The organism is Solibacillus sp. R5-41 (genome assembly GCF_002736105.1).
GTDB lineage: Bacteria > Bacillota > Bacilli > Bacillales_A > Planococcaceae > Solibacillus.
This window is the reverse complement of the sequence record NZ_CP024123.1, coordinates 3,833,530-3,846,902: the sequence shown is the minus strand read 5'-3', so window position 1 is coordinate 3,846,902 and position 13,373 is coordinate 3,833,530. Positions and strand designations below refer to the sequence as shown.

Annotated in this window: 10 protein-coding genes; 9 read left to right on the top strand and 1 reads right to left on the bottom strand. The window is 34.4% G+C overall.

The window, feature by feature from the left end; all coding sequences use genetic code 11:
- Window positions 1-357 precede the first annotated feature (357 nt).
- Together CSE16_RS19075 and CSE16_RS19065 are read left to right on the top strand one after the other, a co-directional pair.
- Window positions 358-1,539: a NupC/NupG family nucleoside CNT transporter gene (locus tag CSE16_RS19075; protein ID WP_099425339.1), complete on the top strand. Its 1,182-nt coding sequence runs from the start codon at window positions 358-360 to the stop codon at window positions 1,537-1,539.
- An 876-nt stretch (window positions 1,540-2,415) separates the two neighbouring features.
- Window positions 2,416-3,984 (top strand): alkaline phosphatase family protein, encoded by a 1,569-nt coding sequence (locus tag CSE16_RS19065; RefSeq protein WP_099425337.1) that lies wholly within the window; start codon window positions 2,416-2,418, stop codon window positions 3,982-3,984.
- Window positions 3,985-4,247: 263 nt separating this feature from the next.
- Here the strand turns inward: CSE16_RS19065 and CSE16_RS19060 are convergent, their stop codons facing one another.
- Window positions 4,248-4,952, bottom strand: a complete 705-nt coding sequence (locus tag CSE16_RS19060) for a DUF421 domain-containing protein (RefSeq protein WP_099425336.1) — start codon at window positions 4,950-4,952, stop codon at window positions 4,248-4,250.
- An 882-nt stretch (window positions 4,953-5,834) separates the two neighbouring features.
- On the opposite strand from CSE16_RS19060, the gene CSE16_RS19055 reads away from it, so the two are divergent.
- The 7 genes from CSE16_RS19055 (at window position 5,835) to CSE16_RS19025 (ending at window position 13,260) form a co-directional block, all read left to right on the top strand.
- On the top strand, window positions 5,835-6,281 hold the full coding sequence (locus CSE16_RS19055) for an SRPBCC family protein (RefSeq protein ID WP_099425335.1): 447 nt from the start codon (window positions 5,835-5,837) through the stop codon (window positions 6,279-6,281).
- Between the two features lie 351 nt (window positions 6,282-6,632).
- A complete protein-coding gene (locus tag CSE16_RS19050) occupies window positions 6,633-7,703 on the top strand; it encodes a nucleotide kinase (RefSeq protein ID WP_253896124.1) in 1,071 nt (356 codons plus the stop codon).
- Between the two features lie 712 nt (window positions 7,704-8,415).
- Entirely contained in the window at window positions 8,416-9,429 is a 1,014-nt protein-coding gene (locus CSE16_RS19045) for a siderophore ABC transporter substrate-binding protein (protein WP_099425334.1), read from the top strand.
- Window positions 9,430-9,448: 19 nt separating this feature from the next.
- Window positions 9,449-10,465, top strand: coding sequence for an ABC transporter permease (locus tag CSE16_RS19040; protein WP_099425333.1), 1,017 nt, complete (start codon window positions 9,449-9,451; stop codon window positions 10,463-10,465).
- Window positions 10,462-11,526, top strand: coding sequence for an iron chelate uptake ABC transporter family permease subunit (locus tag CSE16_RS19035; RefSeq protein WP_099425332.1), 1,065 nt, complete (start codon window positions 10,462-10,464; stop codon window positions 11,524-11,526). Before CSE16_RS19040 ends, CSE16_RS19035 begins: the two co-directional genes overlap by 4 nt.
- Complete coding sequence (locus CSE16_RS19030; RefSeq protein WP_099425331.1) at window positions 11,523-12,275, top strand: iron ABC transporter ATP-binding protein; 753 nt, start codon at window positions 11,523-11,525, stop codon at window positions 12,273-12,275. Before CSE16_RS19035 ends, CSE16_RS19030 begins: the two co-directional genes overlap by 4 nt.
- A gap of 268 nt (window positions 12,276-12,543) precedes the next feature.
- Window positions 12,544-13,260, top strand: coding sequence for a ferredoxin reductase domain-containing protein (locus CSE16_RS19025; RefSeq protein ID WP_099425330.1), 717 nt, complete (start codon window positions 12,544-12,546; stop codon window positions 13,258-13,260).
- Window positions 13,261-13,373 lie beyond the last annotated feature (113 nt).

The window sequence follows — 13,373 nt, the reverse complement described above, 5'->3', positions numbered from 1 at the left end:
AGTAATTGTCCTAATCCTGCTAAATGGTTACCCAATGATAATTATGGCTAAAGAAAAAAAGTATAATCACAATAGCAAAACTATACCCGAAATACAGAGCGAAGTTAATTTTACCGTTTTAACCCCCAAAAAAATTCCTGCTTAAATACTGTATTTGTCGTACTCGTATGCCTTCTGGCATACTTTTTTTTCTATTAACTATTGAATAGCTAGTAAAAAAACTGTTATAGTGGAATTGTTTGTCTGACGTCTGACTGCTGTTCTTCATGTATTGATATAGGAACATAATGAGCGAATGAATGGCTTTGTAGTCTTGCGGTCGAACGCCAAAAAATTATCATAATTATGGAGGAACTTATGAGATACTTAATATCTTTTTGTGGATTGCTACTTGTTTTTGGTTTAGCTCTGTTAATGAGTAAAAACAAAAAAGAAATAAAATTTAAAAATATAATTATGATGTTAATCATCCAATTTCTATTGGCAGCATTACTGCTAAATACAAAGTTTGGTTATGTTCTAATCAAAGGAATAACAAATGTATTTGATTATTTATTGTCTTACGCAAATACGGGCATAACATTTGTTTTTGGTGGTTTAGCGAATAAAGGAGAGTATTCCTTCTTTCTAAATGTATTATTACCGATTGTCTTTATATCTGTATTGATAGGGATCTTGCAGCATTTTAAAATTCTTCCTTTCTTTATGAAGTGGATAGGATTACTTTTAAGCAAAGTAAATGGTATGGGGAAATTGGAATCATATAATGCTGTAGCTTCTGCAATGGTAGGTCAATCTGAAGTATTCATTACTGTGAAAAAACAATTAGATAAGATTGCTCCACAGCGTATGTATACATTATGCGCATCTGCAATGTCGACCGTTTCTATGTCAGTTGTTGGAGCATATATGACTATGATTGAACCGAAGTATGTAGTAACGGCAATTGTGTTGAACTTGTTTGGTGGATTTATAATTGTTTCAATCATTAATCCGTATAGTGTAGAAGAAGGTGAAGATATCTTAGCGATTGAAGATGAGCATAAGCAATCTTTCTTTCAAATGCTTGGAGAATATATCATGGATGGATTTAAAGTAGCCATCATTGTTGGTGCTATGCTTATCGGTTTCGTAGCATTAATGGATTTAATCAATTCACTATTCGAAATGATTGTTGGTATATCTTTCCAAGGTGTATTGGGTTATATTTTTGCACCTATAGCTTTCCTAATGGGTGTACCATGGGCAGATGCTATTTCTGCCGGAGGAATTATGGCAACCAAATTAGTGACGAATGAATTTGTTGCAATGATAAGCCTTGGAGAAGTAGCTAATTCAATGAGTGAACATACACTAGCTATTATTTCTGTCTTTCTTGTATCCTTTGCAAACTTTTCATCTATCGGAATTATTGCGGGAGCAGTAAAAGGTTTGAATGAAAAGCAAGGGAATATAGTTGCTCGTTTTGGCTTAAAGTTGTTGTATGGAGCCACACTCGTTAGTATCTTAACGGCTACAATTGTTGGTTTCGTTATTTAATTTAGAAAAAAGAAGCAGTTGTTGCTATATATTTTGAGCTGCACCCCAATTGTTAGATTCATCTATGGGGGTGCAGTTTTTTATGACTAAAGTGCTTGTTTTTTGCGTTTAGTTGAATAAGGAAGATTCCTAGTTTGTATAGAAATAAGACGTTTAGGTGCTTGATTATAAAAGTCAACTAGAAAGTGCGTTTAAAACACAAGCCGTAAAGACAAAGACCAAGATGGCTTAATTGTCATCTTGGTCCTATGTTACGTTTTACTGAAATAACAATACAGTCTCAAAACGTATAATAAAAAAGTCTCTAAATTGTCTAACTAGCAGCGAATACATATATCACCATTTAGTGTGTAGAGGATTAGGTGGCCCCGCAAATTGTGACTTTCTTTTATGCTAGCTCTAGCCAATTACTTAATCCCACTATCACCCATGTGATGCCACATACACTTGATAAATTGCGAAACTGTGGCTTGGTTGGAATTAGTATAGTTAATTTAAAGGTCGATTTCTTCATGGGGGAAATTGATTTTTTTTTGTTTAGGAGATGGGTATTCCTTATCCTTTTTACCTGGGAAAATGGCAGCGCGTTCAGAACGATTAATTTTATTTTTCTCTACAGCCTGATGGAAACCTAAATTCAAACAACGTTTTTTAATTGGAGTAATGCAAGCCGCGTGTTCAATTTCTTTTTCAGTTAAAAATTTTAGGTTAAGTTTTTTTAGTTTTAATTGTTTTATTTTAGCTGCTGGAATTTATTTAATACGTCCGTCTTCATGTGACGATCGAAACAAAGCCTTCATAAAACGTAACCTCAACTACATGAATTAATGATATTCAACTCATACTAACGTAAATAATTGATTTGAAGGTGAGGTCATGAAACGAAAAATAATAATCATGCTTATTATCTTTATTGTCATCTGTATTGGTCTTGTACTAGCAATTTCTATATCTCCAATAAATGAGGTGGAAGAGATCACAATAAACTCAACAAAGAAACCCATTATACTAATAATTGTAGATTCATTAATGAGTGAACCATTACAAAAAGCAGTAAAAGAAGGAAAAGCACCAGCCTTTGCATTTTTGATTAACAATGGACATCTTAATGAGGAAATGATTAGCTCTTACCCGACGATGTCTGTCACCATTGATAGTACGTTACTAACCGGTACGTATCCAGATCAACATAAAGTTCCAGGATTGATTTGGTTTAAAGAAGATGAATATCGAATGATTAGTTATGGAAGTGGGATCAGTGAAATATGGAATAATGGGGTGAGAAATGTTGCACTGGACAGTGTTGTTCATCTCAATAAAAACCATTTAAGTAAAGAGGTTCAAACTATCCATGAAGAGCTAGCGCATCTTCAACTTTCATCTGCTTCGATTAATGGTCTTTTATACCGTGGAAGTTTTGAACATCAACTAAAAGTCCCAAAACTTGTTTCAATGGCCAATCTTTTGCCAAAAGAAATTGAAATAAATGGACCAACACTGTTTTCGCTTGGTACGTTATCTAAATATAATCCAGAGAATAATCGTTATAGATTTATATGGAACCGTATGGGGGTCAATAATAAATTCACTCGAAATGAGTTAAAATACTTAATCGAACAAAATAAGTTACCCTCCTTTACACTGGGCTATTTACCAGATTCGGATGCTTCCGTACACATACATGGTCCGGAAGATTTAAAGGGTATTGAAAAAGCAGATCAGTCGCTTCAAGACATATTAAATAACTTTTCATCTTGGGAAGAAGCAATTCAAAAGATAACACTGATTGTACTAGGGGATAGCGGCCAATCAATCATAAATAAAGATAAAGAAACTTCTTTAATTGATTTAAATAATTCATTGAAGAGTTATACGTTTTGGAAAAGAAAAAAAAAGAATGCCCAACTTGCTATTGCGATTAATGAGCGAATGGCATACATTTACGTAAACGATCCACACGTTGAATTATCTGAAATTGTGAACACTTTGAAAGAGGACGAGCGTATTGGCTTTATCGCATGGAAAGATGAACATACAAACTACGTTGTAAGCCCACTAAGTAATGAGGGATTAACATTTTCACCAAATGGTACGTATGTTGATGATTATGATCAATCGTGGCGAATTGCTGGGAATGAATCAGTCTTAGATTTGAAGGTAACTACTGGAGGACGCATTCAGTATCAAAATTATCCAGATGCCCTTGCAAGGCTACACGGAGCGCTTCATTCACATGAAGGGCGTGTCATTATCGTGGATGCCAATCCATCTTATGAGTTTATAGAAGAGCATAGTTACGACCATGCGGGAGGCGGAGCGCATGGTTCTCTTCATAAAGTAGATTCCATTGTTCCGATAATTATTACTGGAACGAATGAATTCCCTGAATATAATCGACTTGTTGATGTGAAGAAGTGGCTTCTCCAACTATTGAGCGGTTCATAATTATGAAGTCACTCAAGTTTAATAATGTGGAATTAGAAGTTTAAAGCTAAGTTGTTTTGTTCACATCCTTCCATTTATGAAAGGTTAAAAGAAAACGACTTGTCTGAGATAGTTAGAATTTTTGAACAGAATGCTACAGAAGATTGATTGTCTATAAAATTTCCCCTATATATAGTTCGAGCAACTGTTTAATTTTTTCCTACCTTCGTTAGGGGGTTAATATAGTTACTTTTAGGGTTCACTTTATTAACAAAGTGAATCCTTTATTTGTACAGGAAAACTTGCAAGTTATCATTTTGATCGATTGTCGCTAATATGACATCTTTAATTTCTACGTTATGTGTCGATGTAAGATTATTTTTTAGCCAATCCACAGAAAACTTAGATTTGTTCAACTCATGGTAATCAATTTTACCTTCTTTAATGAGTACAGAAAGGAGAGAAAAAGGCTCAGGTACTATATTTAAATCTGCCCGCGTTGGAGTTTGGTGTTGTGGATAAAGAAAACTTGAAATAGATCCGTCTGGTTCCCATAATGCGAGAGCGATTTTTTGAATATCTTCCACCTTTTCTTTTCTTAACTCTGATAAAAGAAAATCTACAGAAATCCGTGCCTTTCGTAAGTTTGCGGAAACAATTTGCCCGTTTTTAACAAGCGGTATCGGAGGTGGGTCTATAAAATGTCGAAACGGTATCCATTTTAAACTCAAAAAAACTCCAAGCATATATAAAATAATTAAAACCGACATAGTAATCATGGAACCCTTTAAACCTAATTCTTCATCGGACAAGGGATGCGCGATGATATTACCAAGAGTTATAGCCATAGCAAAATCAAGTAATCCCAACTGAGCAATAGAGCGCTGCCCCATAATTTTTGTCGCCATGAGTAAAAAGAAAAAAGTAATGACCGCTCTTAGAATCCATTGAATTTCTGTAAGTGATTCCTGACCATGAAAGAAATCCACAATGTTACATCCTTTCCCGTTAAATTTATATTTATTAACTCCTTTAACATCATTATTATGTGTTTTTCACAAAAGGTTATTCACGACAAATTCTTTTGTGAGGAAGCTATAGTAGATTTTTTATGGTAACCCTAAAACCTATGAATCTGGGGATAAAATAAGTGAAAAATACAAAATAACTAAAAGGCTAGGTCCTACTTTAGAAGGGACCTAGCCGATCACTTAAACCAACCAGCACCCTTGTGTTACCACATACACTCGGCTCGACATATTGCGAAGCGGTGGAGTGGTTGGAGTTAGTTTGATTTAATAAAAAAGGATGTACCGAAAATTCAATTTTTATTGGGATTTTTAGCACAACTTTTTAAATTGTAGATAATAGGCAGGATTGTTTTTTGCACTAGGTGCAGAGAACAATTGGAATGGCACTTATAATTCCCGTAATAGTCGGTGATTTTCTGTCTTTAGGGTATACTTATGTTGACATCTATGGACTTAAACCAGGTGATACAGGTGAAGGAATTCCTTTTTAGCAGGATTTATGAATCAAATTTGGAATCAGAAGAAAATAGTATTAGTGAGTGCCGCTAGATTTATTTAGATCTTGAAGATGCATAAGATTCTGAAAGGTTTTTTTCTGGAATATGTAAAAGTAATGCTGAATGTAAAACCTCAAATTAGAACGCATATTAGAAGGCACAATATGATTTATGACTAAATAAAATGACGAAAATAAAAGAGTTCCCTGACTCAAGTTTTTGCAAACATACACCCTACACACCTTTCAGATTTAGTACCTAGAAATATTTACCTATCTGTTTAGTGTGGAATGAAAATTAAGAAATTATAATGACCACTGCTGATAATTGGAGGAACAAAACATTGTTAATAACAAGTCAAACGGAGATTCAAGCCCCTATTGAGGTAGTATTCTCTTATTTAGAAGATAATGATAAACAAAAAGAATGGATGACAGGATTAGAAGGAACTGAGTATTTAACGAAGTTAGATATTAGTAATCCAGTTGGTGTTAAGTTTAAACAAAGGTTAAAAGAAGGAAATCGTATTCAAGAGTATGAAGGACAAGTTACTGAATACAATAAAAATAATAAATTAAGTATTCAAATGAATCATCCTTCTTTCTTAATCAATGTTTCATATAACCTTCAAGAAATTAGTCCTAATTCCAGTATTCTTAATATTACAGAAGAAGTGACAGCTAAAACTGTTTCAGGAAAGATATTAAGTATCCTTTTTCGTGTATTTATGAAAAAAGGTTTAGAGAAACAAATGAAGGCATTGAAACAGTGTGCTGAAAGACAATTTTAATATTTTTAGCATGTTCACTTAAAGTAAAGGAAGCTTTAGGTGAGATTTTCAAAAAGAAAAAACACAGTTTTCGGTAAACCTGCCAGCACCCATGTGTTTCCACATTCACTCCTAGCACTGTGAACCGGAGGCATGGTTGGAAAATAGATGTGCCGAAATACTTCAATTTTAATTGGAATTCTAGGCACAGCTTTCTTTATTTTTATAATTTATATTGAACGAAATTTAAAATTAATTATCTAAATTGTATTTGCACAGGGTGCAGGTAGTTATTCGACAATTTTATCACGGTACCTTTTTTAGGTTATTAACATAAAAATAGGAATAATAAGATGATGGAAGGATGACGTTTTGAGTGGTGCAATTACCCATTTCTTTGGGCAGGCAATGACTGGGCAAGGCATAAAAAATGTATATAAGGAAGTTATGAATGAAGCAAAAACAGTGTATCTTCTTAAAGGTGCACATGGGTTTAAGATTTCTGAGCTACTCCAAAAACTAGGCACCTACTATCATGATAAAGGTGCTGAAATCGAATATTTTCATGACCCTTTGTTTGAACAGTCAATTGAAGCGACATTTGTAAAAGCACCTTTTGCAATTTTATTTCTTGCTGCAACAAATCCAGTGATTGAACCAATAATTATTGGTGATCGGGATCAGGTCGTTTCCCTCTATGATTGTTTGGATGAGCAAAAGGTTTCTTCAAATATTCCGATGCATTCGATAACTGAATTAAAGCAAGCATATTATGATAAATGCTTTGACTCACTTTCAAAAGCCATTCACATTCACGATGATTGGGAAGTTGAGACGAGAAAAAGTATGGATTGGAATGGATTAAATCAACAGTATGCTGATTTAACAAAGCAGCTTTTCGGAGAGAACCAACTAGAGAAGTCCGCAAAGTTAACACATCGCCTGCTTGGAACATTAACACCAGCAGGGGCTCGTGATACAGTTCAAAGCATAACGCAAAATCTTGAAAAACGATTGTTCATCAAGGGCTATCCAGGTACAGGAAAGTCTTCTATGATGAAAAAAATTGCAAACGAAGCTTTGCAGCGGGGATATGACGTACAGCTTGTGTGGTGTGGGTTAGACTCCAATTCAATTGATATGGTGATTTTGCCTGAATTAAAGTTCTGTATATTTGATAGCACAGAGCCACATGTTTATTTTCCGGAAAAAAACCGTTCCGGCGATGAGATTTTTGATATCGCCAAGCATTGTCACCCAACAGAAGTAGAAGAAAATAATATTAAAGAAATTGTTGCTAAATATAAAGCTTCAATAGCTGAGGCAACACGTTTCGCAAAGTTATTTGCCGACGAAGAAAGAAAAGTTCGGGAAGCGATTGATGCTGCACTAAATATAGATGAATTTAATAAACGAACAGCAAAGTTATTTCAACATTTATAAGATATAAAATATAGAACAGCCGATTTATCTGCACTGTGAAGCATTAGCTTAATTACAAATAGTTTGAGTTATTAAGATGAGCTGTGCCAAAAATTCCGATTTTCATCGGATTTTGGTGCGGTCTTTTTTATGTAAAATATTTTCGAAGTTATTTTTTCAATCTATGAAGAATACCTAATTGTTTTGTGCATCAACAATCACCATACTGGGGAGCTATCTCGTGGTTGAAGTAAAATAATAAAACAAAACGAATTTCCGAGGGGAAATTCGTTTTTTTGTTGTTCTAATATTTCAGGTTTTCCACCAAAAGAAGCAATCAGAAATTGGGCTATAAAATACGCCCTTTACGAAGATTATTAAAATTCATTGTACGGGACTATGAGATTTGCGGACTTCTTTAAACCTCGTGTTGAACCAACTGAAATTAGAAAGCACATGCCTGTTTTAAAATCAGTTAAAATAATGAAATTATTTTTTGGAAAATATTATAGGGGTTGACAATATTTTTAAATTCGGTATTCTTAAATAGGGTATTGAAATTGATAATCATTATCACTTAGGATGTTATTGTTTTTGTGTCGTCACAGTGCACTATGTGAAAAAAATTGTTTTATTTAAATCGCGCATAAAAATATAACATAGATATTATTTTTATCAACTCAATAAACTGTTTGTCTATAAAGTTTACACATAAGGAGAGAGGTATAAGAAAATGAGAAAGTTTAAATTAACTGTAATTATGGCAATATTTGTTTTGGTGTTGGCAGCTTGTTCAAATTCAAGTAATGAACCTGCTAAAACTGAACCTAAGGAGAAAGAAAAAGAAACTGCAGAGGTTACAACAGTTGAAATCACTGATGCTCATGGAACTGTTACGGTTCCTGTAAATCCTAAGAATGTAGTTGCTTTAGATAATAGAACGTTTGAAACTTTAGCTGATTGGGATATTGAGTTAGCGGCTGTTCCAAAGGGTGTAATGCCTGCAGATTCACCATATGTAGCTGATGAAAAAGTTCAAGATATTGGGAATCATGGTGAACCAAAACTTGAAATTATTGCAGCTGTAAATCCTGAACTTGTAATTGTTGGTCAAAGATTTGGTGACTATTATGAGGATATAAAAAAATTAGTACCAAATGCAGCTGTTATTGATCTTAGTTTTGATGTTTCTGAGGAAGCTGGTGCACCTGGAGAAAACTTAGTAAATGGACTTAAAGGTGCAACAATTACTTTGGGACAAATTTTTGATAAAAATGAAGAGGCTAAAAAAATGACAGCTGATTTTGATCAAGCTATCGAAAAAGCTAAGTCTGCATATAACGGAAAAGATAAAGTTATGAGTATTATAGTTTCTGGAGGAGATATTGGTTTTTCAGCTCCACACTCTGGACGTGTTTGGGGACCAATGTATGACATTTTTGGATGGACTCCTGCATTAGAAGTTGAAGATTCTTCTACAAACCACCAAGGTGATGAAGTTTCTGTTGAAGCTATTGCACAGAGTAATCCTGATTGGCTATTTGTACTAGATCGTGATGCTTCAATAAATTCTACAGACGAGAAAATTCCTGCTAAGGATGTAGTTGAAAATTCACCTGCTCTTCAAAACACAAAGGCAGTTACTGAAGGTAATATCATTTATGCACCAAATGACACTTACACAAATGAATCACTGCAAACTTTTATAGAGTTATTTGACAACATTGCTAACTCTTTAGCTAAGTAGTGTAAAGGAGTATAACATAGTGCCGAAAAATGTCATAACCGGGGTTGAGAATTTTTCTCAGCCCCAGTTTTATACCTATAATAAAATATGGACAAAACCTTTTATATTAGCAGTTATCGTCGTAATTATTTTAGGGGCGATATCACTGTTTACTGGAGTTTATGATATACGTGGCCAAGAAGATGGAATGGAAATGTTTTTCATCACTCGTGTTCCAAGAACTGTAGCACTAATGCTTACCGGAGCTGCTATGGCAATGGCAGGACTCGTAATGCAACTTATAACACAAAATCGTTTTGTAGAACCTACCACAACAGGAACAATTGAATGGGCAGGCTTGGGACTCCTCATTGTGTATTTAGTATTTCCAGCACCAACTTTAGTGCTTAGAATGACGGGTGCAATCATTTTTTCTTTTATAGGAACTATGATTTTCTTTTTATTCTTAAGAAGAGTTAAACTTCGCTCGTCTTTAATTGTCCCAATCATTGGATTGATGCTTGGAGCAGTCATTTCTGCAGTGTCAACTTTTATGGGACTCTTTTTTCAAATGACACAAGTTATTGAAAGTTGGTTTGTTGGTTCTTTTGCGGGTGTTCAAGTTGGAAGATATGAATATTTATGGGTCATTGTTATTGTTACTATCCTTATTTTCATGTATGCGAATCGATTGACTTTAGCTGGACTAGGGGAAGATGTTGCAACAAGTCTTGGCGTAAATTATAACAGGCTCATTCTTTTGGCTAATGGTCTTATTGCTGTTGCAGTTGGAATTGTTGCGGCTGTTATTGGAAACCTACCTTTTTTAGGTTTAATCGTTCCAAATATTGTTTCAATGTTTAGAGGGGATGATCTTAGAAGTAATTTGCCATGGGTATGTGTGATCGGAATGGGCACTATCACTCTTTGTGACATAATTTCTCGAACAATAATTATGCCTTTTGAAGTACCTGTCTCTTTAATACTTGGAACAGTGGGAGCAGTCGTATTTACTACTATTTTATTGAGACAAAGAAAACCAAGGAGGCTAAGATGAACGCATTGGAATATAGAAATAAAGAAAATGTCCAAATCGAGACTAGCCTTCATAATGAAAAGAGATCAGCTAGAGCTTTTCGTTCTAAAAAAGAGGAAAAACGTTATTGGATTTTGCTAATAACATTACTTGCTTTAGGTGGTCTTTCTTCGTATGGTCTTTTAGTTTATAACAATCCAGTTCCAGTAGATTCCCCTTCTTTTATCCCAGTTGTTATGAGAAGGATAGTAGCCCTTGTGGCAATGATTATTGCAGCGATTTGTCACAGTTTATCGACCGTTGCTTTTCAATCAATTACGAACAATAGGATTATAACGCCTTCTCTGTTAGGTTTTGAATCACTCTATTCAACAATTCATACTAGTACAATGTTTTTCTTTGGTGCTAGTGCATTGGTTGGCTTTAGTGGTATTGGATCATTTCTATTTCAAGTTATTGCGATGGTCATGATGAGTTTGATCCTTTATGGGTGGTTACTTTCAGGAAAGTATGGGAATTTACAACTGATGCTTTTAGTTGGAATTATTATTGGGACTGGGCTAAATTCTGTGTCAACGTTTATGAGAAGGCTTCTTGCGCCGTCAGAGTTTGATCTTTTACAGGCAAGATTATTTGGATCTGTCAATAATGCAGATGCGGAATACTTTCCAATCGTTATTCCAATGGTAATAATTGTAGCAATATTAATTTTTGCTTATTCTAAGAAATTAAATGTATTGTCACTTGGAAAAGATGTGTCTACTACTTTTGGCGTTAAATATCAATCCAGTATAATTTATACCCTTATATTAGTTGCTATTTTGATGGCAATTTCAACGTCTTTGATTGGACCACTTACTTTCTATGGATTTTTAGTTGCAACTTTGAGTTATCAAGCGGCTCCAACTTATGATCACAGATATATCTTTCCAATGGCTCTTGCTATAGGATTCTTTATACTTACGAGTGCATATTTTTTAATGTATCATGTATTCGATTCTCAAGCTGTAGTGTCAGTTATTATTGAACTGTTTGGTGGAATACTATTTTTAATTGTAATATTAAGGAAGAGGTCTCTATGATAAAGATTAATAATGCTAGAAAGATATATACTGATAACGTCAAAATAGGACCATTGAATATAGAAATACCAAAAGCGGGTTTTACTTCATTAATTGGACCAAATGGTGCTGGGAAATCTACGACACTTATGATGATTGGCAGACTTTTGGATTTGGATGAAGGACAAATTATGGTGGCGAATATGGATGTGTCTGAATCTAAATCAAAAGACTTGGCGAAAATTATTACTATTTTGCGACAAGAAAATCATTTTGTAACGAGGCTCTCTGTTAGGCAGCTAGTTGGATTTGGGCGTTTTCCTTATTCAAATGGTAGATTAACGAAAGAGGATGAGACCATTATTTCTAAGTATATTGATTTTTTAGATTTGACTGATTTAGAAAATAGATACTTAGATGAGCTTTCAGGTGGTCAAAGGCAAAGGGCATATGTTGCAATGGTTTTGTGCCAAGAGACTGAGTATGTACTTTTGGACGAGCCTCTGAACAATCTTGATATTGCTCGTTCTGTTCAAATGATGGAGCATTTAAGACAGGCTGCAAATGAATTTGGAAGAACTATTTTGACCGTGATGCATGATATAAATTTCGCAGCAAAATATTCCGATAGAATTTGTGCTATGAAAGATGGACAAATTGCGGCTTTTGGAACAGTGGAAGAAATTATGGACCCAGAAGTTTTGACAAATATTTTTGAAACGAAAATAGAAATTCTCCAGGGTCCATATGGGCCAATAGCAGTTTATTAGTCATAAATTTAAAAAAAGTGAAGCATCTCAAAAATTGAGTGACATAAAGAAACCGAATTGAAAATTAGATTATTTACCTCAGCTTACACAGATCATAACAGCTATTCAGTTTGAAGTGATTTAGAAGAACATTCAATTTGTTTATGAGATACGTTCTCTTGAGCTTCATAATTGTTAGTATCAGTTCAATCGATTTATTTAATTGAGAAACGTTTTCAATTGTTGTATATTAGATAGCAAAGAGAAATATAATTGAGGAGGATAAATAATGCAAGTATATTGGACTAAAATAAATAAGATTATTGAAGAAACGCCTGAGGTTAGAACGTATCTACTCGACTGTCCACGAGACTTTACATGGGAAGAAGGCTCCCACACCCACTTCGCACTGGAGGGTTTTAATGCCGGAGATAAACCAAATCGCAGCCTGATTCGCCATATGTCAATCTCCACTTTACCGCATGAAGATGCGATTGGAATTACAACACGCATCAAAGAACAATGCTCTGAGTTCAAAACGATTTTAAAAAATCTTGAAGTTGGTAATGAAGTTGCAATATTTAAAACACATTCAAATGTACCGCTGAAAAGAGAAGGGAAAAATATTTACCTGTTGTCATCAGGTGTCGGCTTGGCAACTTTCAGACCGCTTGTACTTGATTATTTTAAACGTGCTGACAACATCAATCGAATTCATTCCTTAAACATCGATTCATCAAGAGATTTCTTATTTACCGATATTTTTGAAACAGCACCTGATAAGAAGTTTACATCACAGTTCGCCGATAACCGTAAAGACTACTATGAAGAAGTGAAAAATCTTGCTGGAGACAAGGATGGGCTCTTCTATGTTGTTGGCAGTGACGAATTCCTTGTGCAGAACATTGAAGTACTACGTGAGCAGGGCATCAAGGCGGAACAGATTATGCTCGATAAGCATGAACAACAATTGACTGAGTTTTTCTCATTCGAATTGTCAAATTAAGCGAGACAAAATATTCTACGATATTTCAAGACTTGAATTAGTTTTCAGAGAATTTAGTGACATCTTTAGAGGTAAGCTAACAGGTCTTGTAATTGTAATGCATCTAGAAATTT